General features: G+C 64.6%; 27 protein-coding genes and 1 pseudogene. 15 read left to right on the forward strand and 13 right to left on the reverse strand.

The genetic code is table 11. The features are described 5' to 3' along the window. Positions 1-14 precede the first annotated feature (14 nt). Positions 15-1,205 carry an ROK family transcriptional regulator gene (locus OK352_RS01945; protein WP_265139708.1) on the forward strand — a complete coding sequence of 397 codons (1,191 nt, stop codon included), beginning with the start codon at positions 15-17 and terminating at the stop codon, positions 1,203-1,205. Here OK352_RS01945 and OK352_RS01950 read toward each other — a convergent pair. After that, the gene (locus OK352_RS01950) at positions 1,192-3,372 is read right to left on the reverse strand and encodes an alpha-galactosidase (protein WP_265139709.1); all 2,181 of its coding nucleotides are present in this window, start codon (positions 3,370-3,372) and stop codon (positions 1,192-1,194) included. The genes OK352_RS01945 and OK352_RS01950 overlap by 14 nt on opposite strands. A gap of 189 nt (positions 3,373-3,561) precedes the next feature. Between OK352_RS01950 and OK352_RS01955 the strand changes: the two genes are divergently transcribed. From OK352_RS01955 to OK352_RS01965, 3 genes are read left to right on the forward strand one after another with little or no spacing between them, the layout of a single operon-like run. After that, on the forward strand, positions 3,562-4,776 hold the full coding sequence (locus tag OK352_RS01955; protein WP_265139710.1) for an ROK family transcriptional regulator: 1,215 nt from the start codon (positions 3,562-3,564) through the stop codon (positions 4,774-4,776). A 13-nt stretch (positions 4,777-4,789) separates the two neighbouring features. Further along, entirely contained in the window at positions 4,790-5,725 is a 936-nt protein-coding gene (locus tag OK352_RS01960) for an N-acetylglucosamine kinase (RefSeq protein ID WP_265139711.1), read from the forward strand. Between the two features lie 44 nt (positions 5,726-5,769). Beyond that, on the forward strand, positions 5,770-6,705 hold the full coding sequence (locus OK352_RS01965; protein WP_265139712.1) for a cation diffusion facilitator family transporter: 936 nt from the start codon (positions 5,770-5,772) through the stop codon (positions 6,703-6,705). A 232-nt stretch (positions 6,706-6,937) separates the two neighbouring features. On the opposite strand, the gene OK352_RS01970 is transcribed toward OK352_RS01965, so the two are convergent. Both OK352_RS01970 and OK352_RS01975 read right to left on the reverse strand, forming a co-directional pair. Next, positions 6,938-7,591, reverse strand: a complete 654-nt coding sequence (locus tag OK352_RS01970; RefSeq protein WP_372338073.1) for a response regulator — start codon at positions 7,589-7,591, stop codon at positions 6,938-6,940. Positions 7,592-7,650: 59 nt separating this feature from the next. Continuing rightward, entirely contained in the window at positions 7,651-8,937 is a 1,287-nt protein-coding gene (locus OK352_RS01975) for an ATP-binding protein (protein ID WP_265139714.1), read from the reverse strand. Between the two features lie 130 nt (positions 8,938-9,067). On the opposite strand from OK352_RS01975, the gene OK352_RS01980 reads away from it, so the two are divergent. Next, on the forward strand, positions 9,068-9,904 hold the full coding sequence (locus tag OK352_RS01980; RefSeq protein ID WP_265139715.1) for a GAP family protein: 837 nt from the start codon (positions 9,068-9,070) through the stop codon (positions 9,902-9,904). A gap of 56 nt (positions 9,905-9,960) precedes the next feature. On the opposite strand, the gene OK352_RS01985 is transcribed toward OK352_RS01980, so the two are convergent. Together OK352_RS01985 and OK352_RS01990 are read right to left on the reverse strand one after the other, a co-directional pair. After that, on the reverse strand, positions 9,961-10,533 hold the full coding sequence (locus tag OK352_RS01985; protein WP_265139716.1) for a GNAT family N-acetyltransferase: 573 nt from the start codon (positions 10,531-10,533) through the stop codon (positions 9,961-9,963). Positions 10,534-10,601: 68 nt separating this feature from the next. After that, positions 10,602-11,789, reverse strand: a complete 1,188-nt coding sequence (locus OK352_RS01990; RefSeq protein ID WP_265139717.1) for an MFS transporter — start codon at positions 11,787-11,789, stop codon at positions 10,602-10,604. A 172-nt stretch (positions 11,790-11,961) separates the two neighbouring features. On the opposite strand from OK352_RS01990, the gene OK352_RS01995 reads away from it, so the two are divergent. Together OK352_RS01995 and OK352_RS02000 are read left to right on the forward strand one after the other, a co-directional pair. Then, the gene (locus OK352_RS01995) at positions 11,962-12,264 is read left to right on the forward strand and encodes a YrhK family protein (protein WP_265139718.1); all 303 of its coding nucleotides are present in this window, start codon (positions 11,962-11,964) and stop codon (positions 12,262-12,264) included. A gap of 61 nt (positions 12,265-12,325) precedes the next feature. Then, positions 12,326-13,234 (forward strand): NYN domain-containing protein, encoded by a 909-nt coding sequence (locus OK352_RS02000; RefSeq protein WP_265139719.1) that lies wholly within the window; start codon positions 12,326-12,328, stop codon positions 13,232-13,234. A 6-nt stretch (positions 13,235-13,240) separates the two neighbouring features. On the opposite strand, the gene OK352_RS02005 is transcribed toward OK352_RS02000, so the two are convergent. Beyond that, positions 13,241-13,903 (reverse strand): response regulator, encoded by a 663-nt coding sequence (locus tag OK352_RS02005; RefSeq protein WP_265139720.1) that lies wholly within the window; start codon positions 13,901-13,903, stop codon positions 13,241-13,243. Next, the gene (locus tag OK352_RS02010) at positions 13,900-15,033 is read right to left on the reverse strand and encodes a sensor histidine kinase (protein ID WP_265139721.1); all 1,134 of its coding nucleotides are present in this window, start codon (positions 15,031-15,033) and stop codon (positions 13,900-13,902) included. Before OK352_RS02010 ends, OK352_RS02005 begins: the two co-directional genes overlap by 4 nt. Before the next feature lie 127 nt (positions 15,034-15,160). On the opposite strand from OK352_RS02010, the gene OK352_RS02015 reads away from it, so the two are divergent. Further along, a complete protein-coding gene (locus OK352_RS02015; RefSeq protein ID WP_265139722.1) occupies positions 15,161-15,646 on the forward strand; it encodes a hypothetical protein in 486 nt (161 codons plus the stop codon). Between the two features lie 16 nt (positions 15,647-15,662). Here the strand turns inward: OK352_RS02015 and OK352_RS02020 are convergent, their stop codons facing one another. Then, positions 15,663-16,691 carry a DNA-3-methyladenine glycosylase family protein gene (locus OK352_RS02020; RefSeq protein WP_265139723.1) on the reverse strand — a complete coding sequence of 343 codons (1,029 nt, stop codon included), beginning with the start codon at positions 16,689-16,691 and terminating at the stop codon, positions 15,663-15,665. Between the two features lie 122 nt (positions 16,692-16,813). On the opposite strand from OK352_RS02020, the gene OK352_RS02025 reads away from it, so the two are divergent. Continuing rightward, complete coding sequence (locus tag OK352_RS02025; RefSeq protein ID WP_265139724.1) at positions 16,814-17,395, forward strand: suppressor of fused domain protein; 582 nt, start codon at positions 16,814-16,816, stop codon at positions 17,393-17,395. 9 nt (positions 17,396-17,404) lie between these two features. After that, positions 17,405-18,088, forward strand: a complete 684-nt coding sequence (locus OK352_RS02030) for an ankyrin repeat domain-containing protein (RefSeq protein ID WP_265139725.1) — start codon at positions 17,405-17,407, stop codon at positions 18,086-18,088. Between the two features lie 44 nt (positions 18,089-18,132). On the opposite strand, the gene OK352_RS02035 is transcribed toward OK352_RS02030, so the two are convergent. After that, positions 18,133-18,396, reverse strand: a complete 264-nt coding sequence (locus OK352_RS02035) for a hypothetical protein (RefSeq protein WP_265139726.1) — start codon at positions 18,394-18,396, stop codon at positions 18,133-18,135. A gap of 172 nt (positions 18,397-18,568) precedes the next feature. Between OK352_RS02035 and OK352_RS17675 the strand changes: the two are divergent. Both OK352_RS17675 and OK352_RS02050 read left to right on the forward strand, forming a co-directional pair. Next, a pseudogene (locus OK352_RS17675) lies at positions 18,569-20,596 on the forward strand (DUF222 domain-containing protein). 117 nt (positions 20,597-20,713) lie between these two features. Next, positions 20,714-22,078 carry an FAD-binding oxidoreductase gene (locus OK352_RS02050; RefSeq protein WP_265139727.1) on the forward strand — a complete coding sequence of 455 codons (1,365 nt, stop codon included), beginning with the start codon at positions 20,714-20,716 and terminating at the stop codon, positions 22,076-22,078. A 9-nt stretch (positions 22,079-22,087) separates the two neighbouring features. Here the strand turns inward: OK352_RS02050 and OK352_RS02055 are convergent, their stop codons facing one another. Further along, positions 22,088-22,651, reverse strand: coding sequence for an acyl-CoA thioesterase (locus OK352_RS02055; protein ID WP_265139728.1), 564 nt, complete (start codon positions 22,649-22,651; stop codon positions 22,088-22,090). Positions 22,652-22,824: 173 nt separating this feature from the next. Between OK352_RS02055 and OK352_RS02060 the strand changes: the two genes are divergently transcribed. From OK352_RS02060 to OK352_RS02070, 3 genes are read left to right on the forward strand one after another with little or no spacing between them, the layout of a single operon-like run. Next, the gene (locus tag OK352_RS02060; RefSeq protein WP_265139729.1) at positions 22,825-23,178 is read left to right on the forward strand and encodes a VOC family protein; all 354 of its coding nucleotides are present in this window, start codon (positions 22,825-22,827) and stop codon (positions 23,176-23,178) included. Positions 23,179-23,220: 42 nt separating this feature from the next. After that, positions 23,221-23,658 carry a VOC family protein gene (locus OK352_RS02065; RefSeq protein WP_265139730.1) on the forward strand — a complete coding sequence of 146 codons (438 nt, stop codon included), beginning with the start codon at positions 23,221-23,223 and terminating at the stop codon, positions 23,656-23,658. A gap of 35 nt (positions 23,659-23,693) precedes the next feature. Further along, positions 23,694-24,509 (forward strand): hypothetical protein, encoded by an 816-nt coding sequence (locus tag OK352_RS02070; protein WP_265139731.1) that lies wholly within the window; start codon positions 23,694-23,696, stop codon positions 24,507-24,509. Positions 24,510-24,538: 29 nt separating this feature from the next. Here OK352_RS02070 and OK352_RS02075 read toward each other — a convergent pair whose 3' ends face one another. From OK352_RS02075 to OK352_RS02085, 3 genes are read right to left on the reverse strand one after another with little or no spacing between them, the layout of a single operon-like run. Beyond that, positions 24,539-24,982 (reverse strand): hypothetical protein, encoded by a 444-nt coding sequence (locus OK352_RS02075; protein ID WP_265139732.1) that lies wholly within the window; start codon positions 24,980-24,982, stop codon positions 24,539-24,541. 50 nt (positions 24,983-25,032) lie between these two features. After that, positions 25,033-25,833 carry an ABC transporter permease gene (locus OK352_RS02080; protein WP_265139733.1) on the reverse strand — a complete coding sequence of 267 codons (801 nt, stop codon included), beginning with the start codon at positions 25,831-25,833 and terminating at the stop codon, positions 25,033-25,035. 35 nt (positions 25,834-25,868) lie between these two features. After that, the gene (locus tag OK352_RS02085) at positions 25,869-26,870 is read right to left on the reverse strand and encodes an ATP-binding cassette domain-containing protein (protein ID WP_265139734.1); all 1,002 of its coding nucleotides are present in this window, start codon (positions 26,868-26,870) and stop codon (positions 25,869-25,871) included. Positions 26,871-26,911: the final 41 nt, after the last annotated feature.

Raw genomic sequence — 26,911 nt, forward strand, 5'->3', positions numbered from 1 at the left:
CGACAGGAGATGTGATGCCCCCACGTCGACCACTCCTCGCTCGGGCTGAGCGCACAGTGCTCCGCGAGGTGCTCGTTCATGGCTCTCTGCCACGCGCCGAACTTGCTCGGCGTCTTGGGCTGTCGAGGGCGACACTGACACGCGCGACGCGCGCACTGGTCAACGGCCATCTACTGACGGAGGCAGCGCCTGAACGGCGCTCGACGACCGGCCGACCGTCGGAGATGCTTCAGTTAGAAACCGACACCTACCGATTTCTCGGGTTCAAACTCACCGGCGATCGACTGTACGCAGTGGTCACAGACCTCAGCGCCCGCGTGCTCTTCTCTGCAGACGAGCCACTCGCCACCGCGGAGGTCTCAGACGTCGTCGCACAGATCGCCGCGATGACGCGCCGCGTTGAGAATCGGCATCCGGGCATCACCGCGATCGGTGTCTGCCTCGCGGGCGACATCGTCTTTGACGGCGACGATCCCGTCGTCATGCAGTCGGCCTTCCTCGGTTGGGATGGGGTGCGTCTCGGATCCCTCGTGCACGAGGCCACGGGGTACACATGCGCGGTGCAGAACGACGTTCTCGCGCTCACGACAGCGGAGCACTGGTTCGGCGCCGGCGCCGGCCTGTCATCGATGGCGCTCATCACCGTCGGAACAGGAATCGGCTGCGGTCTCGTCATACACAATGCCACCGTCACCGGCGCTCATGGCCGCGCCGGACGACTGAGCCACGTTATCGTCGACTCCGGAGGCCCCATTTGCGGCAAGGGCCACCGCGGGTGTGCGTCGAGCTACCTCGTCAACGAGGCAATCGTCGGTGCCGTCGGCGGGCACTCGCTCGACTACGAGCAGGTCGTCGCCATGGCCCGCTCCGATGACCGCGCAGCACGTCGCGCTTTCGACGACGCCGGAAAGGCACTGGGCGCGCTGATCGCTTTTGTCGTAAATGCGATCGACCCCGAGAAAGTCATCCTGTCGGGAGATGGACTCGCCGTCTACGAGTTCGCCGCACGAGAGGTACATGACGCTCTGAACCGGAACCTCGAGGCCGAGCAGGAGGTTGACCTCGACGTGCAGCCGTTCGACTTCTCGGAATGGGCACGCGCTGGAGCAGTACTCGCCATCACCGAGCTCTTCTCACCTGCGGGCGCCGCGCACGCGCGACGTGCTGCAGCGCCCGCAGATACCCCGACCGCTACAGCCCCGTGATGTGAGCGAGAGCGGCGTGCTCAACATGCAGAGGCGGAACCTGGATTCCGACCAGACCGAGCGCTCGCCCCGTGAGCTCGAGGCCCCCGTCTCGCTGCCAGGCGGGTGTCGACGCGGTAATCGTGCGCGGAGCATCGGGGCCGACCGCGGCCACGCGATACCGGCGCTCCGGATCCAGGCCGGGGATGCGGATAACACTCGGCGGCCACGCTGCAGGTCGGGCGCACATGGCGATCTCGATCAACGCCTCTGAGGCGTCCTCCGCCCTGATTCCGGATACGACAACGGCGTCATCCGGCGCGTCCGGGCGCACAACCGTCCCTGTGTGAATGAGAGACCGGAACCGCTTGTGCAGTGCAATCCACTCTCGCAGTTCCGCACGCTCGGCATCCGTCGCCTGTGCGATGTTCCATTCGACACCGAGATGCCCGATGAGCGCGGTGGTGGCGCGAAACGACAGATCGTGCGTGCGAGACGTTGTATGTGAGCGCGGCCCGGCAATGTGGTTGCCCACGAGCTCGGGAGGCAGCAGTTGGGCAGTCCAGCGCAGAATCTGCTGGCGCTCAAGAGGATCGATGCAGTCGCTTGCCCAGACCCGGTCCGTGAACTCAAGGACCCCCAGGTCGACCCGCGCGCCGCCTGACGAACACGATTCGATCTCGAGACCCGGATGCCGTCTCTTCAGTTCCTCGAGAAGCCGGTAGACCGCTGCCGTCTGCTCGTGTGTGCCAGCGGCTCCTGCTCGTGCGGTCGATCCTGGCTCGATCAGATCGCGATTGTGGTCCCATTTGATGTAGTCGATCTTGTATTCGGAGACGAGGCTGGAGATCCGTGCGAGGAGGTACTCATACGCCTCGGGAATTGCGACGTTGAGAACCTGCTGGCTGCGCGCTTCGAGCGGCATCCGCCCCCCTGTCTGCATGATCCATTCCGGATGCTGTCGGGCGAGGTCGGAGTCAGGGTTGACCATCTCCGGCTCGAACCAGAGGCCGAATTCCATGCCACGCTCGCGAACGCGCTCCACCAGCGGACTGAGGCCGTCGGGCCAGACACCCTCATCGACGTACCAGTCGCCGAGGCCGGCGTCATCGCTGCGACGGTGGCGGAACCAGCCGTCATCGAGCACGTAACGTTCAACACCCACTTCTGCGGCACGGTCTGCGAGCTCGAGCAACGTGTCGAGGCGATGATTGAAATACACGGCCTCCCAGACGTTCAGCGTCACGGGTCTGTCAGCTGTCGGATGCTGCGGACGCGAGCGCAGGTACGCATGAAAGCGAGCCGCCTGCTCATCCAGACCGACGCCGTACGACCCGTAGACCCACGGCGTCGAATAGCTCTCTGCCGCTGACAACGCGACCTCGCCTGGCAGCAGAAGCTCGCCTCCACCGAGCAGAGTGTGCCCGTTGTTGTGGCGCTCGACATAGGAAAGATGATTACCGCTCCACCCCACGTGGAGACCCCATACCTCGCCCGACTGGAATCCGAACGAACGCTCACCGGCCACAAGCACTGTCGCGGCATCAGCGCCCGTCCGTCCTCGACGCGACTCTCTCAGATGCGTTCCCGCGACAATGTCTCGACGCTGCGGAACCCGCTCCTTCGCCCACCGTCCTGTCTGATCGAGAATCTCGTGGGCGACAGGGGGAACAGGCAACGTGACGGCAAGCCGGTCAACCGTGTACCCCGAATCTGCCGTGTTGCTGACTTCGGCACGGGCACGCAGCAGCCCCGATTCCGTGAGCTCGACGATCACGGTGAGCTCAAGACCCGCTGTCGCGTCGGATCCGCGGCTCGTTAGCGTCTTCTCGTGCACTTCGTGCCTCACATCGACAAATTTGGGCGACCAGGCCGAGCCGTCGACACGGTGCCCCTGAAGGCCCGGTGCACCCAACCAGCCCGTACTTGCCTCGGGAACGATTCCGACTCGCCGGGGGCTGTCGACCGAGTTGTCGAGCCGGGGCTCCGTCGCCGCGAGCACCTCGTGCAGCGCGTCGTCGTCGAGTTCTCCGAGGTCGGCTCCCCAGTACACGATCGACGGCATTGCGCCGCTGTCGGCTGTGATGATGACACTCACGCCTCCCGCTCGCAGGTGCCGCGCGACATCGGCGTCGTGACGGGGACCTCCATCGACGGCGGAGAGTGTGTGAGATGACAGCTCTGTCATGTGGTGCCTTTCGCGCGGGTTTCGATGATCCGACTATGTTACACACTGAAACTAACTTTTTGACCAGACCCACGCTCAGCCCACCGCGTCACCAGTCGCGAGGTAGACTCAACTCCAAGGGCATCGTCGAAAGGCTCTCGACACTTACTTCAGTAGCTTTATAAAGCGCGGTAAGTTACCATGGATGCTGTGCCAGCACCCTCTCGCCGCCGCGGGTCGTCCCGCGGGAAAATCCTCGACCTCATCAGGTCAACCGGCCCCGTCAGCCGCGTCGAACTTGCGGAGATGACCGGGCTGACGCAGGCGACGGTTTCGACGTGCGTTCGCGATCTTCTGCACGATGGTCTGGTCTCTGAGACCGGCCGTGGCGCTTCCACCGGTGGCAAGCCACGCACCTCCCTCGAGATCAACCCAGCATCGCGTCTCGGCATCGGTCTGCACATCGGTCGGGATTACACGACGTACATCGTCGCCGACCTCGCCGGGACAGTGATCGGGCGCCTCCGCGTGCCCGGAGTTGGCGACTCCGAGCCTGAGCCCGCGATTGAGCGCATGGCCGCTGATATCGAGCAGTTGCTCAGCGGCCTGGACGTCGACCGAGATGCCGTCGTGGGCATCGGCGTTGCGACGCCCGGACCCATTGACCGTAACGCGGGAGCCATCATGGGCGCGCCCGCGCTCGCGGCGTGGACCGGGTTCCCCACAGCAGAAACGCTCTCCGAGGCAACGGGATTCACCTGCACGTTCGACAACGATGCGACCGCTGCCGCGATCGGCGAGTTCTGGCTTGGCGCCACCGGCGACTACAACACATACGCTTCCGTCTATATGGGGGCGGGCATCGGTGTGGGCATCGTGATCGACGGCACGATTTACCACGGACAGCAGGCGAACGTCGGCGAGCTCGGTCACGTCACGGTCGATGCGATGGGGCCGACATGCACGTGCGGAAATGTCGGTTGCGTCGAGCTCTACGCCGGGCCCCAGGCGGTGGTCGATGCCGCGCTGGATGCTGTCAGCCGGGGAGACCTCGAGATGGCGTTCACCGGTCAAGTCACGACGGACTTCGCGCGTCTCGCTGACCTCGCTGCTCGCGGTGACGCGACAGCATCCGCGATCTTTGCCCGTTCCGCCGAGTACCTCGCCGCCGCCGTCGTGTCGATGGTGAATCTCATCGACGTGCAACTCATTGTCCTCGCCGGAAGCGCCTTCCAGACCCTCGGCAGCCTCTATGCGCGCACGATTGCCGAGCGACTCGACGAGCGCGCCTTCGCTCGCGCGGTACAGCGCGTTGACGTGCGCATGTCCGTCAACGGCACCGATGCGGCCGCTCTCGGCGCCGCGACGCTCGTGCTGCAGGATCGTCTCTCACCTCGTTCCCTTGCATCCATCACTCTTGCCTGACACGAAAGCACACATGACTCACATCACTCGACTCAGTCTCGACGGCGGCCAATCAGGTGTCCGTTTGCGCGGGATCACCGATGGGGGGCGCGAGCTGACAGCATCCGCGCCCGGCGTACTCACCGACAGACCGGTGCTCGACCAGATGGCAGACGAGGTGCGCGCGTTCGCCGACACGCACGACGCCACGTGCGCCGAGGTTGCTGTCGGCGTCTCAGGGCTGACGCCCGCAGCGACGACGCCCGAGAAGTTTCTCAGCGCTCTCCGGCATTTGGGCGTGCGTCGCGTCGCCGTCGCGCACGACTCGGTCAGCGGCTACCTCGCCGCCAATGACACCGAGCCCGGCGTCATGCTCGCGGTCGGAACGGGCGTCGTCGTGCTCGCGGTCACGGAGGTCGGCGTCGCGAAGGTCGACGGCTGGGGCAACCTCATCGGCGACGCCGGCAGCGGGTACTGGGTGGGGCGCGCCGGGCTCGCCGCCGTGATGCGCGCATTCGACGGGAGGGGCGCAGCAACGGCGCTGGCCGAACAGGCGGAGCGGGCGTTCGGGCCACTCGACGAGCTCTACATGGTGCTGCAATCCGACCCGCGCCGCGTCTCGCGCATCGCGTCCTTCTGCCGGACCACCGTCGACGCCGCACGCGCCGGCGATGGGGTCGCGACACACATTGTGCGCGAGGCTGCAGCCGAACTGGCACACTCCGCACGGTCGGCACTCGTTCGCGCGGGCTGGTCAGAAGGCGGGAAGACGCGCGTCAGCGCCGTGGGATCACTGCCGACCAAATCAGAATTCTTCCGCACGCACCTTGAAGAGGCTCTGCGAGAAAAGGGGCTCGGCGGTGCCGTGCAGCCGCCACTGCACACGGAGCCGATCGACGGCGTCGCCGCACTGCTCGACGTCGCTGACCAGCATCCGCTCGAATCGCATATCGCACGGGCATCGATCTGAGGGCACGGCGCCGGTAAGCTCATTTCAGCAACCCAAGGAGCATTGTGAGCGCATCAGGAGGCAACAAGGCGATCATCGCCGCGTTCTCGGCAAACCTCGGGATCGCGATCACCAAGTTCGTCGCGTGGGGCCTGTCGGGTTCCGCGTCCATGCTTGCCGAAGGGGTCCACTCGGTCGCGGACTCGGGAAATCAGCTGCTTCTGCTCGTCGGCGGGCGCCGTGCGCGTAAGGACGCTGACCGTGAGCATCCGTTTGGGTATGGCCGCGAGCGCTACGTCTACGCGTTCGTCGTTGCGATCATCCTGTTCAGCGTCGGCGGCGTGTTCTCGATCTATGAGGGCATCAATAAGCTGCAGCATCCGCACGAGCTCACGATGTGGTGGCTGCCGATCGCCGTGCTGGCCGTGGCGATCGTGCTCGAAAGCTTCTCGCTGCGCACGGCCATTGCCGAGTCGAACCCGCTGCGCGGCGACCGCTCATGGGCGCAGTTCGTGCGCCGCGCCAAGGCTCCCGAGCTGCCCGTCGTGCTGCTCGAAGACGTCGCCGCGCTGCTCGGTCTGGTGTTTGCGCTGCTCGGCGTTGGGCTCACGGTGATCACCGGCAACCCGGTCTTCGACGCGATCGGCACTCTGTTCATCGGAACGCTTCTGGTCGTCGTCGCCGTGATTCTCGGCATCGAAACGAAGAGTCTGCTTGTCGGTGAGGGCGCAACGGCCGAGGATCGCGAGCGCATCGTCGCGGCGATCACCTCGGGCACCGAGATCGAGGAGCTCATCCACATCAAGACGCTGTATCTCGGCCCCGAAGAGCTGCTCGTCGCCGCGAAGCTCGGCTTTCCGCGCGAGGCGACGCTCGACGACGTCGCGTCGGGCATCGACGCCATCGAACGCCGCGTCCGTGATGCGGTGCCGGTGGCACGCGTGCTGTATTTCGAGCCCGACATTTACCGGCCGGATGCTGTGAGGCGCCCTGCCGGCTGAATCCGGCTGAGCCCGTTGATCCTCGCTGAGCCCGGCTGCGCCCGTTGATCCTCGCTGAGCCCGGCTGAGCCCCGCTGAGCTCCGCGACCCCGGGAACCCTCATTTCGTGCCACGTGTGCGTTTGCACTCTTGATCCTTCGGATGCGCACACAAGAACGCGGCACGAATTCGGGACAGCGACGGGGCGCGGAAGGCGCAGGGTCAGATACAACGTCCGCGACAGGAATAAGCCCTACGCGAGACCGCTCTCTCGCGCCACAATCGCCGCCTGCATGCGCGAAGTGCAGTCGAGCTTGCGCAGCACGCGCGAGACGTGGGTCTTCGTGGTGGCTTCAGAGATGGAGAGTTCCCCGGCGATCTGCTGGTTCGACAGTCCGCGACCGAGAGCGCCGAGGACGTCGCGCTCGCGTGTGGTGAGCTCGTCAACACCGCGCCCCGCGTCTTCGCGCGCGGGTGCTCCCTGCGGATGACGCACAGCCTGACCAGGTTCCCTCACGTTCGCCGTTTCTCGCCCTGTGCCGCGGCCGGGCTCCCCGGCAAACGCCGCGAGAAGGCGCCGCGTCACCTGGGGCGCGATGACTCCGTCACCCGCAGCCACGTGCCGGATCGCCGCGACGAGGTCGTCAGGCTCGACGGTCTTCAGCAGAAATCCCGCCGCACCGGCGCGCATGGCTTCGAAGACGAACTCGTCGAGGTCGAACGTGGTCAGCACGAGCACATCGGCGAGCGCTTCGCGCGTGATCTGTCGCGTCGCACTGATGCCGTCTCGGCCGGGCATCCGAATATCCATGAGCACAACATCGGGCGCGAGCTCTGCGGCGAGCGTCACGGCCTCGTCACCTTGAGCCGCTTCACCGACAACGACGATGCCCGCGTTCTCGAGCATGGTGCGCAGCCCCAGGCGGATCGCAGCGTGGTCGTCGGCGAGCACGACCCGGATGCCGCTCACGCTGTCGCCCCCGCGGAGACCGGCTGCACAGGAATGCTCACGTCGACGCGCCAGCATCCGCTCTCGTCGACGAACGAGTCCAGCGCACCTCCGAATGCCTCGGCTCGTTCGCGCATCACGCGTATGCCGATTCCGGCGCTGGGCACCGCAGCATCCTGGCCTGCTTGCGGCATCGTGTTGCGGGCGTCGACGCGCACAACATCGTCGACGGCGACGACCAGGTCAAGCGTGCCGCCGGGTGCGTGTTTCACCGCGTTGGTGATGATCTCTCCGCAGATGCGCGTGATGGCCTGACGCACAGGCTCGCCGAGGACGTCATACGCGCCCGCGGACGGCAACGACACCGAGACGCTGATCCCGGATGCTGACTCGGCGTCTCGCACCAGTCGTTCCAGCCCCGCGAGAGATGCATCTGCCGGGGCAGCAGCGAGCGGCTCATCTCCCGCCCGCAGCACTGTGATGAGGGAGCGCATATCGTCGAGCGCACCGATGCTCGACTCGCGGACAGTCTCGAGCACGACGCGCTGACGTTCGGCGATGCGCTGCCATGCGGCATCGGTATCGCCATCGCCATCGCCGTTCATCGGCATCGTGAGACCCGCCGCCGAGTTGAGCGCAATGGCAGACAGTCGCGACGCGACGACGTCGTGCAGTTCGCTCGCCATGCGCGAGCGCTCGTCACGCACGGCCTCGTCGCGCTGCAGTTCGGCGATGCGACGCAGGTCGTCGCTGCGCTCACGCTCGAGAGCGAGGCGCTCGTCGCCAAGTTCGGCGATCTCATTGCGCTGCCGCACATTCGCGCCCCACCAGATCGGCGTTCCGAAGATCGCGATGCCCTGCAGCGCGCCGAGCACCACGGCGTTCACCCCCAACGCCATCGGGCCGGCGGTGACGACCGCGACTCCCGCAATAGCGACGCCATAGGTTGCTCGGCGAACACCGCGGCGACCGTAGCAGGACGCCGAGTAGAGCCCGTCCATGACGTACAGGATCACGGCGTTCGACCCGCCCAGCGCCAGGTCGATGCCCACGGCGGCGAGGCTCAGCACGAGGGCGACGCCGGGCGCTCGTCGCCTCAGCGCGTTGCCGAGCACCGCCACGACGATGGGCACGGCGAACGCCACGCGGCTCAGCTCACGGTCGACGACGAAGCCCACGTTGCCCGCCACGACGAGCACGGCGCATGCTGCCGCGAACAGCACGGTGCCGCCCCAGTGCATGACGCGCGGTCGCTCACCGACCCAGGTGACAGCCCGGCTCGCGGTGCGGGTGAGTGTGCCCATGTCGCCTATTTCAGCACACTGCAGACGACCGCACGTCCCTCGAAGGATGTACGCAACCACAAGGCGCTCGGGCCAAGATCACTCCTTTGCCCGACGACGCACCTCGCCCGCTCTGGCGACGATAGGACGCATGGACATGGACTTCCTCACCGGCGCTGCGCTGCACGGCCCCGCACTTTTCGGAGTGCTCGCGATTCTCGCGCTCATCGATTCCACGAGCTTCGGCACACTTCTCATCCCGGTCTGGCTTCTTCTTGCCCCGGGGCGCCTTCGGCCGGGGCGACTACTGATCTACCTGGCGACGATCACCGCGTTCTACGCCGCGGTGGGCATCATGATCGCACTCGGCGCTACCTATTTCACCGACGCGATCTCGGCAGCACTCGCTTCTCCGTTCGTGCGCTGGCTTGAGCTTCTGCTGGGTGCCGGAATGCTCGTCTTCAGTTTCACCATGGACACCGGAAAGAAGAAAAACGGTGCCTCTTCTGACGAACCCGCCGAACCGGGTCGGCTGGCCCGTTGGCGTGCGCGGGCGATGGGAGTGACGGATGCTGCGTCAGCAGACAGATCGTCGGCAGCACCGGGGTCACCAACCACCACAGTCACGACAGTACGCACCCGCGCGATCGCGCCGCTCATGATGCTCGCACTCACCGCCGCTCTCATCGAGGTGGCGTCGATGCTCCCCTACCTTGCCGGAATCGGTCTGATCTCAGCATCCGGTGCGGGGTGGCCGGCCTCGGCGGGTCTCATTCTGGGCTATTGCCTGGTGATGGTGCTCCCCGCGCTCGTTCTCCTGGGCGCGCGCATCGTCGCGCGCCGTGCAATCGAACCTGTGCTCCAGCGCGTCAACGCCTGGATCACCAAGAACGCTGCAAGCTCAACGGCGTGGATCGTGGGGATCGTCGGGTTCTTGCTCGCTCGAGATGCGGCACAGGTGTTGGGCCTGTTCGACGCGCTCCACTGACCGCATCAGGGCGGCGGATGCTGAGGCATCCGGTTCTGCTTCGTTTGCCTTTTGGCTCAGCGCAGGTCACGGCGCATGAGCACCCGGGGGAGGCCGGCAAGAACCGATGTTGTATCCGCGGCTTTTGTGAATCCCGCTTTCTCGAACGTTGCTCGGGTGCCGACGTACGCCATCGTCAAGTCGACCTTCTCACCGCGGTTGTCCACCGGGTATCCCTCCACCGCCGGCGCACCGTACTCACGAGCAAACTCGACGGCGCCCGCCAGCAGCGGATGCACGAGACCCTGCTTGCGATGCCCTGGGCGCACTCGCATGCACCAGATGCTCCACACGTCGAGATCGTCGATGTGCGGAATCTTGCGATTGCGGGCGAAGCTCGTGTCGGCCCGCGGGTGCACGCCCGCCCACGCGACAGGCTCGTCACCCTCGTAGGCGATCACGCCGGGTGGCGGGTCTTCGGCGCACAATTGTCTGACGCGTTCGGCCCGGGCAGACCCGTGCAGCTGGGTATGCTCCTTCGCGGGGAGACGGTAGCTCAGGCAGAAACACACGTTGGCGTCGGGTCGTTTCGGCCCGACCAACGTGGCGACGTCGCCAAAGTTCGTGGCTGGCAGAACGGTGAGAGCCATATCGGCATGATCGCACACGGCACCAACGTTTGGCCTGCGCCGCCCTCCGAGAAAGGGGCGTGCTCGGGTCAGGCGGCGCTGTAGCCCCGCGGCATCCTGAATGCATAGACGGATGCCGCAAGCAGCAGCGCCGCAGCCACGCCGAATGCCGCACCATACGAGAGAACGTCGGCGAGCACCCCGGCGACGAGCGGCCCGATGATCGCCCCGAGGTCTGAGAACATCGAGAACACGGCGACCGGTGTGCCGCCGCGCGCCCCGGCGGCGTCGCCAACGGATGCTGCGGGAGCAGTTCCGGTGAACGCCGACGCCACGCCGTAGAGCGCGAGAAGAACGACGAGCATCCACAATTCGCCGACGATCGGCATCACGACAAGGGATGCCGCAGCGAGCGCGTACGCTCCGATGATCGCGGGGCGCCGCCCGACCTTGTCGACGAACGTGCCGGCCGGGGCCAGCATTGCCGTCTGCACAACCGCGGCGATCGCGAACGCAATGCCCGTCCACGCGGGATCGTGGTGCAGCACTTCGACGACGAGCACGGGAACCAGCGCGCTGCGCACGCCGAGCCCCGCCCAACCCTGCGTGAAGTTCGCCAGGCACGCTGCCTGATAGCGCACGTCGCGCACGACTTCACGGAAGGGCTTCACCACGGCATTCGCCCCGGTCTCGCTCGTCTCGGTGCGATGCAGCATGAACAACCCGACGAGCCCGGCGATCGCGAGTGTCCCGGCATAGAAGAAGAACGGGGCGCGCAGCGAGATGAGAGCGAGCACGCCGCCGAGCGCCGGGCCGGCCATGCCCCCGATGAGGAACCCGCCCTGGTAGAAGCCGACGGCACGACCGCGCAGCGACAACGGCGTTGACCCGAGCAGCAGCGTCATCGCCGAGACCGAGAACATGGCAGAGCCGATGCCGCCGGCGCCGCGCAGCACGAGAACCTCGATGTAGGTCTGGGCGAGGCCGACGAGCGCGCTTGAGACGGCGACGATCCCGATGCCGATCGCGAGGATCGTGCGTTCCCCTCCGCGCTTGATCAGCCAGCCGCAGAACGGGCTCGCGATGAGGCGCATGAACGCGAACGCCGACACCACAGCGCCCACCTCGAGGTAGCCGACGTCGAAGCTGCGCACGAAGACGGGAAGCACGGGAACGACGACGCCGAAACCCACCATGACGAAGAACGCGACAACGCCCAGCACATAGACGTCGCGACCGAGGCGCGGCTTACGCGGAGCGGCCGATTCAGAACTCACGTTTCAACAATTCCAGACCTCGACGCAGATCGGTGTTCATGCGTCCCAAACGATCACTCTACGTCGCCGCGGCGAGCATATGGGCCGCACGAGCGCCAGAATGTGAAGTGCGCACGGAGCACGATCGCGCTGCACACCGCAGACCGAGTGCTCCGCTCGAGAAAGGAGCACGATGTCAGACGCCACGGCAGGAAACACGCGGGGAGCCCTGGTCATCCGTCTGGGCCCGGAAGAGATCGTCATTCGCAAACGCTACGAGACGCTCAGCATCCTCAATGACATTCTCATCGGTCTCTGGTTCATCGTGGGCAGTTTTCTCTTCTTCTCTGAAGCCACCTCGTACGCCGCAACATGGCTCTTCGTCATCGGCAGCGTCGAGATGCTGATCCGGCCGCTCATCCGCTTTGCACGCCACGTGCACTTGCGCCGTTTCCACCCGGGCGACGCCGAGGCCGTCGCAGCGAACGACTACTGACGCACGCGGCGCGAGCGTGCAAGACTGAACGCAGACGTCACCCACCCGCGTAAGGAGCACCATGGCAGAGGCACAGGATCCCCGCGTCGCCGTCTACCTCGACTTCGATAACATCGTGATCTCCTGGTACGACCGAGTGCACGGGCGAGGCGCCTATGGGAAGGATCGCCAGCGGATCGCCGACCACCCCGATGACCCTGCCATTGCCGAACGCCTGCGGCAGGCCACGATTGAGGTTGGGGCGATCATCGACTTTGCAGCATCCTTCGGCACTCTCGTTCTGACGCGCGCCTACGCCGACTGGTCGTCGCACGTCAATGCTGAGTATCGCACGCAGCTCGTTGCCCGCGCCGTCGACCTGGTGCAGCTCTTCCCGGCCGCCGCATATGCGAAGAACGGCGCCGACATCCGCCTCGCCGTGGATGCTGTCGAGGACATGTTCCGCCTGCCCGACCTCACGCACGTCGTCATCGTGGGCGGCGACTCCGACTACGTTCCGCTCGCGCAGCGTTGCAAGCGGCTCGGGCGCTACGTCGTGGGTGTCGGTGTCGCCGGGTCGACGGCGAAATCTCTCGCTGCCGCGTGTGACGAGTTCGAATCGTACGAGTCGCTGTCGGGTGTGACGCGGGTAGAGCCGACACCCACAAAGAGTAAGGCGACCCGCAAGGCGAAGGCGGCGCAACCCGATGAGCCCGTCACCGACGGCCCCGAAGAGGTGAATGACCCAGACGATCAGGATGCCGCGACAGCGCTTCTCGAGCGGGCGCTGCGGCTCGGGCATGACAAGAACGGTTCGGACGAATGGCTGCACACGTCTGCTGTGAAGACGCATATGCGTCGCATGGACCCCTCATTCAGTGAGAAGGCACTCGGCTATCGCTCGTTCAACGACTTTCTGAAGTCGCGCGACGCCATTACCGAGCTGGAATCCAGCGGGCACGAACGCCTTGTGCGCCTGCGCGAGAACTGACAGCTTCTACGATCTGTCGATATCGCCGAGCCCGGAACGGTGAGCGATGACCGCGAGCTCCGTTCGGCTCTGCACCCCCATTTTCGTGAGAATCCGACTGACATATGTGCGTGCCGTAGCCGGACTGATGTAGAGAGACCTCGCGATCTCGGCGTTGCTCTCGCCATATGCGAGACGGCTCAGCACTGCATACTCCCGTTCGGTGAGCTCATCGAGCCGAGGATCCTTCGCCTGAAGCTTCGGAGTTGCGGCAACATACTCCATGACGTGACCGAGAATGGCTGGCGACAAGAGGTTTCCGCCGTCTGCGACGGTGTGCACTGCGGCCCGCAGATCTGCGGCAGGCGTGTCTTTGAGCAGGTACCCGGCAGCGCCGTTGCGAATGGCCTCGATGATGTCGTCGTCTTCGTCGAACGTTGTGAGGACCAGCACTCGCACGTCGCTCAATGCAGGGTCTCGGCGGATGACACGAGTTGCTTCGATTCCATCCATCTCGGGCATTCGAAGATCCATGAGCACGACATCCGGTGCGTACTCGCGTGCCTTCGCGACGGCCTCCCTGCCGTTGCGCGCTTCAGCCACAACGGTGAGCTCCGGATCATTCTCGAGAAGCGTCCTGAGGCCCGCGCGCACCAGATCTTGGTCATCGACGAGAAGAACCCGTGTCATCTGCCGCTCCCCACCGGGAGCCGGGCGACGACATCGCAGCCGTTCCGCGACGAATGGATTGTGAGAGCTCCGCCAACTGACGATGCTCGCTCGTGCATGCCCGTGACGCCGTGCGATTCGGTGATGCCATCGGCAGCTGTCGCCCCGTTGTCACTGACGGCGACGATGAGCTGGCTGCCTTCGGTTGTCACTTCGATGCGGGCGCGAGACGCGTTGGAGTGCTTCATCACGTTGGTCACCGCTTCCTGCACGATACGGAAGGCGACACCGTCTACGCTACGCGGCAGGTCGCCCGTCATACGAATGTCAGTCGTGAACTCGATGTGCGAATGCTTCGGAATGACACTCTCGATGCGCGCCAGCCCGTCTGCGACGTTCGCGCGAGAGTCTCGCAGAACGGCAACGGTCTCGCGCAGATCGGCCATTGTCGATCGTGCTGCCGACGAGACCTGCCGCAGTGCTCGCGCCGCCTGTGACGTTTCGTCCGTCGTCAGAGCCTCCTGCGCGATGTCGGTGTGCAGCGAGATCACTGTGATGCCGTGCCCGATCGAATCATGCAGGTCACGCGCGACGGTGAGCCTCTCGGCATGCGCCCGCTCCTCGGCATCGCGCTTCGCGCGTTCCGACGACAGGGCGACAAGCTCACGGCGAGAACGGATGCTGTCGCCAAGCGCGAGCGCACCAGCCATCAAGAACGCGTGACCAGCCAGTTCGTACCCGACGACGAGGGAGGCCGATTGCCCGTCGATGAGGCGAAAGACGACACTCACGAGAAGCGCGACGATCGCCGCCACAATTCCCCACAGCATCCTGCCGAATTCTGCCGCGGAATACAGCGCGGCGACAATCGGAACGGCAACGCCGATCGCCGGGTAGCCCGCCGTGTAGTACGCGAACAGCCCGAGCACCGAGATGGCAACCACGAGCCCCGGGTATCGACGCCGCACGAGCATGAGCGCACCGAGGCCGATCGCCCAGAGATAGGCGAGGCCGTCTGGGTCCTGCCGACCGCCATAACCCGCACTCATGACGGCGATGACGATGACGGCGACGGCCATGCCGAGCAGCGCGTCTGTCACCCACATCGGCCACCGACTGCGCTGACCGCCGATCTGCTGTCTGCCGCTCACGCTACCCACCGTAGGGCGAACGTCGCGATCGCGACAGTGCAGTTCAGCAGGTGTCGCTCTTGTGCGTATTCACACGTCGCCGATTGACGGACGCGCCCTCTGCCCTCGGTTTCGTAGCGTCGAGAGCATGACTCAACCTCCGCTTCCTCCCGATGACCGCCAGCGCCCTGCGCCCACACGGCGTCGCCTCGGCCTGCCGTTCGTGGCTCTCGTCGGGCTCGCGCTTCTCGCCGTGCCCCGCGTCGTGCTTCACGATCTCGATCTCATCGCGGAGGGCACTCCGCTGAATGCACTTTTCGTCTTCGGCCCCGTCATCATCTGGATCGGCGTGGCGTGGGCGGCGCGCGTCCCGAATCCGTTTCTCACGCTTCTGATCGTCGGCGCGCTCTACGGCGTGTTTCTCGCGCTCGGGCACCAGCTCCTGTGGAACGTCAACACTGGCGGCGCGCAGCCGCAGCTCGGGGGTAACCTCTCAGACATCGATCCGGTTCTCGAAACTGTGATCTTTCGTGTGTTCGCCACGATCTCAAGTCTGTTCACCGGTGTGATCGTTGGCGCGATTTCGGGCCTCATCGCGTGGGGTCTCAGCGCGATCACTCGTCGGGCTCGATAGCTCGAACAGCTCGTGGTCAGTGCCAGCGGTGATCTTGCCGCGTGATGCGCGGGCCACGCCGGGGTTTCCGGATGCCGCTGAGCGCGATGAGCCGCAACAGACGCTGACGTTGCCCCGCCCACGGCTCGAGCAGTTCGAGCATCGCGTCGTCGTCGACGGGCTCACCGACGAGGGCGCAGCCGACGGACGCCGCAAGGTGGAAGTCGCCGACGCTGACAGCATCCGGGTCGCCATGTGCACGTGACGTGACCTCGGCCGCCGTCCACGCGGCGATGCCCGGAAGACTCTGCAGGCGGGCGGATGCCGTCGCCGCAGATTCGCCGATTGTGCGTTCGAGTGCGTCGGCGACGCGGCTTGTGCGCACAACCGTCTGCGCACGCTGCGGCCCCACGCCGACCGCGTGCCACTCCCAGCTGGGAATGCGGCGCCAGCTCGCGGCATCCGGCGCCACCCACATTCCCTCGGGAGCCGGTCCGGGCGCCGGCGTGCCGTGTCTGCGCACGAGCAATCGCCACGATCGCCAGGCTTCGGTGCACGTCACCTTCTGTTCGATGATCGAGGGAACGAGCATCTCGAAAACTCGTCGATTGCGGCTGAGGCGCACGCCCGGATTGCGCCGCCACACCTCGGCCAGCGGCGGATGCGCCGAGACGTCGAGGTCGCTCCAATCATCAGTATCTCCGAGCAGTTCGGGAACACCGTCGATCGCCCACGCAGCGCCGGGCCCCCACGCTGTGGCCTGAACGTCGGCCGTGCGCTGGGCGAGGTGCAGAGTCGCTGCGCCCTCCGGGGTCAGGAACGTCACCCAGGCGCCGTCGATCGTGCGCCGAAAACCGGGGCCGTCTCCGCCGCGCGCAAGAGGCGAGAGTGTCTCTCGCAGATCAAGCGGATGCCGCGGCCGGTACACGGTCGAGATGCAATGCTCACCCGCGCGGTCGTCCTCTGTGACGTCGCCAAGCGCTTCGGCCACGGTGCGCAGTGCGACCCGAGGGATCTCACGCGTCTCGACGCCTCTCTCGGGGCGGCCGGGCTGTACGAACGACATGCAAAAACCCTATGTGGTGCGTCTGACAGTCGGGCATCGCCAGGCCGCGAGTGAGTGACTGTCGCGACCAGGAATTAGGGTGGGACGACGAACCGATCCCAAACCGATTCCGAGGAGCCACAGTGATCGATTCCCCCGAGATCGTCGCCCGAGTGCTGGGCGGGTTTGCGTCCGAGCCGCATGAGCAGCCAACGACGCGAACCACGCCGGATGGTGAACGGCGAATCGGGATGCTGCACGTCCCCGATTGCCCAGACACGGGGCTGTCGTCGTGGGCAAGCCTTGAGGCGAGCGCGTTTTCGACACCGTTTCGCACTCCAGACAAGCGACCCGTCCGCGTCGAGTTCGTGGCGGCGATAGACGATCGTCTCGATCGGTTCGGCGATGCCGTCGCTGCCTGCGCCTTCGCCATTGGCCCAGAGAGCGGCGTCAGGCCGGGCACTGTGTACCACGATGTGGTTTCGCGTCTCTACCCGTCGGCTTCAACCCCGCACCTGATGTCGGTGACGCCGTTCGTCTGGGAGGGCGCGTTCATTCCGTACGACGATGACGATGCGCACGTGACTTGGTTGCAGCTCGTACCGATTACCGACCGAGAGGCGCGTTTCGTCGCAGAATATGGCATCACGGCACTCGAGGATGCCTTCGAGCACGATCAGCCCGACCTCTACAGCGTCGAACGTGCCGACGTGCGTCTCGGGTGAGGGGCACGTATGCAGGCCATCTTCACCGACATTGTTGCGGGTGACGAGCGGAAGGTTCTCGAGCGGGTCGAGAAGGAGCCAACAGTCATCTCTGCGGTAGCCACGGGAAAGCCGAGGAAGTACGCAGGGCAGTCGCCGTTGCAGGTCGCGATCCGGTCCGGGTCGTTCCGCATCGCCCAGATGCTCCTGTCGCACGGTGCGGACCCGAACTTCGTTGATGCGGAGTCGGCAACGGGCTGGTCCGCTCCCGTACTTCATGATGCGATCGCGGCGGCAGTCAAGCGGTCTCGCTGGCTCCGCCCCGCCGCCCCGGGTGCGCCCGATCCCGAGTGGCGGCTCGCCAACAGTGCTGAGCAGGCCGACTCGGCGTTCGCCGTCCTCTCAGCGTTGCTGAACGCTGGCGCGCGTATCGACATGCTCGATTCGTACGAATGCGCTGCCTTGGGGCGCGCTGCAGTGGCCGCACGCGAGATCCTCCCGAAGCACTGGTACAACGACCCGGATCGCGTCGACGAGAAACCGTTGAACCCAGAGCTCGTTGACGATCTCGCGCGCATTTTCGGTTCCCTGTACGTGCACGGCGCCGACCCGAGCGAGGTCGACCGGCAACTCGGGCGCCCGCTTGACGAGTTCTACGCCGCTGAACCTGTCGGGGCCTTTCTCACGGTGCCGGGCGCCGACTCGAACGATTGATCAGAACACAATCTCAGGCGCGGGCACATCTCACCGTGCCGGTGTCAGCTGCCTCCGGCAAAGAGGCGCCTGGTCTGTGCTGTCTGTCGAAGCTTCACCAGCATGTAGTTCAGCGCTTGTTCTTCGGTGGTGAAGGTGCGGAACGTCGTGTCGACGATCATGCCCCGGTCGATCGTGAGATAGACGGTCCAATCCGACTCGCGGCGTTCGAGCACAACCGAGTCTTCTCGAATGGGCTGCTCATCGAGGAATACAGCGTCGATGAAACCCTCCTCGACAATGATGGTCTTGAGCTGAGTACGATTCATCGACGTTCACACTAGTCGCCGCGGCTCTGTCCCCACACAGATGTGTCGTGTACCAACGGCCTCAAAGTGTGAGATTATCCACAGTTTTACTCGTAGTTGTGTTCGATTTTGAGTTATCCACAGTGGAGCTATTCTTCGAATAAATGTCGGTGGTTTCTTCTAGAATCGGTGCATGGATGATTACAAGAAGCCTCCTCGGGGCCCGGATGATTGGGGTCCTCGGGGTGGGCATGAGGAAGTACATCATGACCCTCCGTCACAGCCGGAATCTGGTGCTGACAAGTCGCACGTAGACGCCGAGGCTGGCGAGGATGCCGGAGCCACAGTCGAGACAAACGCTGGCACTGGCGACGGTCACGCAGATGTCGCAGAGGCTCACGCTGATACCGAGCCCGTTGCTGGTGCTGCAGGCGCAGACGTTGTCGCCAGTGCCGCAGCCGATGCAGGCGTTGACGCTGGCGCCGGTCACGTAGATGCCGCCGAAGCGGGTGCTCACGCTGGTGCCGACAGTGACGCTTACGCGGACACCGACACTGACACCGACACCGTCGCCGAGGCTGACGCTGATCCTGCTGCTGATGCGAATGCAGCCGCAGACGCTGATCCTGCTGTTGATGCCGAGGTAGCCACAGCCACGGGTGCTGAGGCTGGCGTAGACGCTGTGGTGTTGGGTCTTCGTTCGCGGCTGGATGCCGTTGTTGATAGCTCCCGTCAGATCGCTGCGGCTGAGGCTGCGCGTTCGCGTGGCGTGTATGCGATGTTGCAGGATGCTCTGGATCACCCGAGCGTCTTCGTCCCGAGTACGACAGAGCTCACGCGTGTTGATCTGAATGGTGAGGCCGAAGGGTGGGTGCGTTCGGCGTTGGCGCAAGAGATCGGTGCCGCATTGCGAATCACGACCGGTCAAGCTCACGCCCTGATGACGGATGCTGAACTGCTCTGCGAACACCTCACGGGAACTCTCACTGCTCTGGCTGACGGTGAGATCTCCAGGCAGCACGTGAGCACGATGATCCGCCAAGCGATCACGCTCCCCGACGATGACGCGGTGGCGTAGTTCGAAACTATGGCGTTACCGAAAGCACGCCAGCAGTCGCCGACGCAGTTCTCCCGTGCCGCGGTCAAGATCCGTGAGGGCTTGTTCCCTGACACGATTGAGGAGCGTCGTGCGGATGCGGTGAAGAAGCGTCGTGTGGACTGCTACGGCCTGGACGATGGCATGGGCAGACTCAGTATCGATGCACCCATCGAAGTCGTGATGAGCCTGCACAACGCCGCAACCCAGACAGCACGCGCGTTGAAAGCAGCAGGAGATGACCGCACACAGGCACAAATCGAAGCCGACGCCCTCATTGACGCGATCATGATCGGCTTCACCACCAACACCCGAACTGGCGCTGGCACCGGGACCGGCGCCGGCACCGGGGCCGAGGCCGTGGCCGGTGCTGGCATCGGGGCCGAGGCCGTGGCCGGTGCTGGCATCGGGGCCGAGGCCGTGGCCGGTGCTGGCATCGGGGCCGAGGCCGTGGCCGGTGCTGGCACCGGGGCCGTGGCCGGCGTCAGCGCCCCTGGCGTCGGTGCCTCCGGCATTGGTGCAGACCGCCTCGGCGGAGTTCGCCCGAACGTGCACGTCACCGTCCCCGTCATGACGCTCCTCGGCAAATCGAACGAGCCAGGACAGCTCGATGGGTATGGGCCGATCGCACCTTCCGTGGCGAGAGAACTCGCGGCACGGGCACCGAGCTTCATCCGGTTACTCACACACCCGGAGACCGGTGCCGTGCTCTCCGTCGGCAGAGACAGCTACACCGTCCCCGCCGACCTGAAACGCGTCATCCGATTACGAGACGAAACCTGCACCGGCATCGGCTGCAACAAACCAGCCACCATTTGCGACATCGATCACGTTCTGGAATGGCAAAACGGAGGAGAAACGAAGTTGAGTAACAACACCCCGGAATGCAAGCAGCATCACATGATCCGACACCACACCACCTGGCAAATCCGACTCACTGATAATCAGGTCGAATGGGTATCGCCACTCGGATACACCTACCGAGTACCGAGAGCATCCAACGTCCAATTCGCCGAAACCGCACCGGTGGTCGACGAGGCGGCGGGCGACGGGAACGACATCGGCGACGACGGTGACGAGAGCGCGAACGTAACAACGGAGTACGCTGACACCCCACCGTTTTAAGCCGCGGAACAGGTGGCCCGGCAGCAGCGAAGTCAGCGATGGCCGTGGTGATGCCGACCAATCAGCGTTCAGCATCCGGCCACACCGATGTCGGTGCCCTCCCCTATCCTCTCAAACATGACATCTTCTCGAATTACTTCTGATGCTGCCGAACTGTCCAACCTCATCTCCGGCCCCGTTCTCGTCAGAGGCGACCCCCACTTCTCCGATGAAGTAACTGGCCAGAACCTCTGGCTTGAACACAATCCCGACATCGTTGTCGGCGTCGAGTCTGAGAACGACATCGTCGAAGCCGTGCGCTTCGCCCTGGCCCATAACCTTACGATCCACGTTCAGGCCACAGGTCACGGCACACGCGAGAGCATCAACAGCGGGATGCTGATCAGCACCCGCCGTTTCGCTACGGTGAGTATCGACCCCGCATCACGAACCGCGACAATCGGGGCCGGCGCACGCTGGCGGGCCGTCGCGAACGACGCTGCTCCACACGGACTCGCTCCCATCACAGGATCCGCCCCAGGCGTCGGCGTCGTCGGTTTTCTACTCGGCGGAGGCCTCGGACCCCTGGCACGAAGCCACGGATTCGGCTCAGACTGGGTGCGCAGCATACGCATCGTCACAGGGACGGGTGAGCTCGTGACAGCATCCGATAACGAGAATCCCGAACTGTTCTGGGCGCTTCGCGGCGGAAAATCCGGATTCGGCATCGTCACCGAGGTCACTATCGAACTCGCCGAGATTCCGTCACTGTATGCCGGCAGCATGATGTATTCCGCCGACCACGTGAACGACATGCTGCGTGCATGGTCACAGTGGACCCGTGACGTTCCAGAGAACGTCACAAGCTCTGCCGCGATCATGCGATTTCCCGACGTCGAGCAGGTTCCCGCGGCAATGCGCGGGGCAACCGTATTGAGCATTCGCGTCGCAGCTCCCGTCACCGAGAGCGAAGGGGAGGCCATCGTCGCACCCCTGAGAGAAGCGGCACCAACAATGGTTGACGAGATCGGCATGATGGCGCTCACCGATACGGGCAAGATCCACAACGACCCGGAAGACCCGACGCCCATGCACGGATGGACGCAGGGGTACTCACTCTCGTCGGTTGACGATGCATTCGTGGAAACGTTCATCTCGGCATTCGGCACGCAGACCGCGACGCCCCTCACGAGCGCGGAACTGCGCCACATCGGAAGCAGCCGCAACACACCGAACACTGCAGCCGGAGGCCGCGACGGGGAGTTCCTCTTCAGCGTTCTCGGTATTTCTCCCGTGGCCCAAGACGAAGTCTTCGCCTCTGCCGCAGCTCAGTTTCTCACTGACATCGAGCCGTGGCGCGCTGCGCAGTCTCCCGTGAACTTTCTGGGAGAGACACCGCTCGACGAGCTTCCCGCCCGTGCATGGGCACCCGAGGTGGCCGACCGGCTGAGCGCGTTGCGCCGCACGATGAATCCGCGCGGGCTCATTCACGGGCTGCAGTGACCGCGCCAGCTATGCCCAGAGGCTCGGCGCCGACTCACGCGTCGACGGCAGCGCGGCATCCTGCCCCCACTGCACAAGCCACTCCGGCACCGTGAGATCGCGGTCGTGATCGTGGCCGATCGCGTCGAGCAGCTCAGCGACCGAGACCGTGCCTCCCGTCTTCTTGAGGAAGCGTGCGCGAATGAACGCACGCGTGTACACCTCGCCCTTCACAACGGCACGGTGCTCAAGATAGAAGGCCTTGTCATCGAAGCCGAGAATGCGCGTCTCGACGGTGAAACGCTGCCACAGCGTCAGTGATTTGCGGAACGTGATCGTCTCGCTGGCCACGACGGGATACCAGCCACGTTCGGTGAATGTCGTCCACATTCCGCTGCGCATCAGAAGATCGAACCGCCCGAGGTCGAAGAGCGAGAAGTAGACGCCGTTGTTGACGTGCTTCAGAATGTCGAGGTCCGTGGGCAGCACCCTCAGGTTCAGGCGACTGACCGAGTAGGGATCAGCCGGCCCGCGGCGCTGAAGCGCACGTCGTGCGCGAGAAAGAACGAGCATCGTACGCAGAATCATGTGCATGACGTGAGAGTAGACGGATGCCGTGCGGCACCGCCGCTTGGCTGTCGGCGACCGACAAGTCGCCGTGCCGCCATCACGCAGCGATGTAGTTCTGCCCACAACGCACGCCTCGCGCCAGAAGCTTCTGCACCGAAACCTCCGTTTGTGTCGCGCGCGTCATCTATCCTGGGCGGATGACATTGGAATGGGAACAGGTCATCGTCGACTCCCAAGACCCGCAGACACTCGGCCGCTGGTGGGCCGAAGCCCTCGGCTGGGTGATCGTCGATGATGAAGATGGCGTTGAGATCCGACCCAGCGCAGACAGGCTTCCGGGCATCCTGTTCGGAAATGACGACAGCCCCAAGAAGGCCAAGAATCGGCTGCACTTCGACTTCCGCCCTGATGACAGGGACGCCGAAGTCGAGCGCCTGCTCGCACACGGTGCCCGCCGCGCCGACGTCGGCCAGACAGGCGATGAGCCCTGGGTGGTACTGCTCGACCCGGAGGACAACGAGTTCTGCGTACTGTCTCAGCGCGCATCGTGACGCAGCATCCGGAGCGTCAGCGGTAATCGCTACGCTCTCGGCATGGATCAGAACGTACACTTCATGACCATCGCGTCGCACGACCTCGACGCGACACGGCAGTTCTACGAGACCGGCGCGATGTGGGCGTCGCTTCTTGACGTGCCCGGCGAGATCATTTTCTACCAGGTCGCCCCCGGCACGGTGCTGAGCTTCTTCGACGCCGACAAGTTCGCTCAGGATGCCGGCCTGCCCGCCGCCCCGGCTGTGAGTGGTGTGACACTTGCGCACAACACCTCGTCACGTGACGACGTCAAGATCATCGTGTCGCAGCTCGAGGTCGCAGGCGGCACGGTGTCCAAGCCTGCGCAGGACGGCGCGTTCGGCGGCGTGTTCCATGCCCACGTCACCGACCCGAACGGCGTCATCTGGGAGATTGCGCACAACCCGTTCTGGGACGTCGCCGACGATGGCACCGTACTTCTCTCTGAGCCGAGTTGATGTGGACCGGACGCCAGGATTGCTAACGTGACAGTATGGCGCGGATTCGTCGACGGAGAACATCACCCGTGTGGTCGTTGGTCGCCTGGCTCTACACAAGGTGGCGAATCGCGCTCCCGATCGCCGCTGTCATTGTCGCGGCGATCGGCACACTCGACAGCTTCACCGATGCCGGAGGGACCCGAATTCTCGGCGCCCTCCCCTTCATCGTCCCCGGGCTGCTGTCTCTTCTGCATTGCCTTCTGATCCTGCGTGATGACGCGCCGAACGGGCGCCGCATCGCCGTGCATTTTCTGACGTCGGCGTTCGTGGTCGCACTCCCTGTCGTCGTCGTAAACGCGCTCGTTCTCATTGGCGCCTGGCTCGTCCCCAGCAATCAGGCCTTGGTCGGTCCCGACGTTCAGAACGCCTGGTGGCCGGGGACCCTGCTCGCGCAGGTCACGATCACGCTTTTCGGAGGCGTCGCCGGCCAGATTGGCGGCGCCCTTGTCGCGTTCATCCTCGTGGTGCTGCCCGTGATCGCCGTGCGTCACCCTCGGGTCATTGCGCAGGGTGGTGTGCTCGCAAAAATCGCGGACTCTCGGATCGGGAAGGCTGCGATCCTGTCACTCGTCTACGGCATCGCCGCGGCGTTCATCGGCGGCCTCATGGTGACGTTCACCCTCAAGCTCAATCTCAGTGACGTCGGATACCACCTGACCCTGCTCGTGTCGACGTTCGCGCATCTCGGCACGGTGCCGGCGACGCAGATCGTCTGGGCGTTCGGCTTTCTGCTCGTCATACTCGGCCTGGCCGCTCTCGTCTTCACGATCGTCGTCGCGTCACGGGCCAGCAAAAAGTCAGGAGATTGACGCCCGGGGCCCGGCACCGAACTGCGCGGTCAGCGACCGAACAGTTTCGCCCAGAAGCCGCGATGTCGCGTCCAACCATGCGCTTCGACAACGTCTTTGATCGCGTTCCCCACCTCGGTTGAGCGGAACGTGTCTGAACTGCTTCCGCCGGAACCGAAGGAGAAGCTCTTGTTCACGCTTGTCGAGGAACCCGAGAACTTCTCGGTGGTGTCGGACGCAAAGTAGTTTGCTGTGCCCATTTCGCGCCCCCTCGCCTTGACATTCTCGATCTGCTGAAGTGAATACTCACCGGTACCAGGATCAAGCGTCACCTCAATGGTGAAGCGATGTTTCTCTTCACCCACGGCACCGACAAGCACGCCCTTGTAGTGACGGTGCACCTGCACTGTCGTGTCGTCCACGACCTCCACCTCATACGTGCCTTCAGCGGCCAGGTGCTGAAGCGCGTCACGTGTCTCTGCGATGTTCGGCATGATCCACTCCTCAATGATGTGTCACCTCGAGGATGCCACACGTGAGCAGATCAGCGAGCCCGACGCATGCCCCTCGTTCCGATGACCAAGCCGACGATCGTGATCACAGACGCCGCGACGAGACCACCAAGCACCGCAGGTGAGGCAAGATCCCCCGCAAAGAGCGCGCGCTCAGCCTCAAGGACATAGCCGATCGGGTTGATCGCTGCGGCGACCTTCATCCACCCCGGACCGTCATCGATCGGCAGCAGCATGCCCGACAGGATGAGCAGCGGAAACAGCACTGTCTGGTGCACAAGCCAGAACATCCATTCGCGGCCCTCGACCGCGAGCGCGAGGCTGTAGCTCAGCGCTCCGAATCCGATGCCGAAGAGCGCCAGAATAATCAGGCCCACGATCAAGCCAGGGATGCTGATAGTGAAACCGAACGGCACGGCAACGAGTACGACGATGAGTCCCTGCGCCATCAACGGAACTACTTCCTTGAGCGCGCGCCCGATGAGCAGCGCGCTGCGCGAGAGCGGAGCAACGAGTGTGCGCTCGTGAGATCCCACCATGATGTCGTCGAGCAGGTTTGACCCCGTGGATCCGGTGCCGAACAGGGCAACCATGACAAGGATTCCGGGTACGAACCACTGCAGGGTGGCTTCGACCGGGGCATCTGTCGTCGCGACGAGCAGCGGGCCGAAGAGGCCGAGAAAGAAAAGCGGCTGCACAAGGCTGAAGATGAGGCTGAAAGGGTCGCGCAGCGTCGGGCGGAGTTCCCGCGCCACAACACTCGCAACGTCTGTGACGAAGCTCGTCGGCTTCGGTGCGATGAACTTCTCTGATGGGGAAATGGTGTCGGTCATGATGTCTCCTCTGTGCGGCAAAACGTTGTGGTGGGTCATGCTGTCGGCACGGCGGGGCGCTCGGCAGCATCCGGAATCGTCCCGTGGGCCGCCCCCTCTTCGCGCAGGCTCCGGCCGGTGAGCGAGAGAAAGACGTCGTCGAGAGTGGGGCGGCGGTATTCGGCGCTCTCAGCGCGCAGACCGGCTGAATCCAGCTGTCTCAGAAGTTGCGGCACCGCATGTTCTCCCGCGTCGCTGGCGAACGTGACGGCCTGGCCAGAAGCCTCGCCGCCGATTTGGACGGCGGCCGCGCGAGCATCCTCCCCAGTTTCAAATCCGAGGGTCACCGTGTCACCAGCGAGTCCGCGCTTGAGCGCCGTCGCCGTTCCATCGGCGATGATCTCGCCGTGGTCCATCACCATGACGCGCTCAGCGAGTTGATCTGCCTCGTCGAGGTAGTGAGTGGTCAGAAAGATGGTGGTTCCGGTGCGGTCGCGCAGCTCGAGGATGTGCTGCCACAGGTTCGCCCTGCTGTGCGGATCAAGACCGGTAGACGGCTCGTCAAGGAAGAGCAGGGCAGGTGCGTGGATGAGCCCGAGGGCGATGTCGAGCCGTCGACGTTGACCGCCAGAGAGCGACTGCACCTGTCGCGTCGCAACAGCCACGAGCTCAAGAGATTCAAGAAGCTCGTCGATGCGATCCCGGGTCTCACGACGGCCGAGCCCGTAGAAGGCACCTTGACTGCGCAACTCATCGCGCACGCGTTGGCTGTTCGAGGCCGAGGAGCGCTGACCGATGTAGCCGATTCGGCGACGCACCTCCCCCGGCTCTCGTGCGATGGAATGGCCGGCAACCTCGGCCTCACCCGCGCTGGGTGGAAGCAGCGTCGTCAGCATGCGAAGCGTCGTGGACTTGCCTGCACCGTTGGGGCCGAGAAATGCGACGAGTTCACCTGCCTCGACGTCAAGATCGACGCCGCGAACGGCTTCGACGGGGCCGCCTTTCGCGGGGAATGTCTTTCGAAGGCCACGTGCAGTGATCATGGTTTCTGTGCTCATGAGCCCCACTTTGCTCTCGATATAGGACACTTTCTGTCCTT

Origin of the sequence: Microbacterium sp. MPKO10, assembly GCF_026107415.2 — a bacterium.
Classification (GTDB): domain Bacteria; phylum Actinomycetota; class Actinomycetes; order Actinomycetales; family Microbacteriaceae; genus Paramicrobacterium.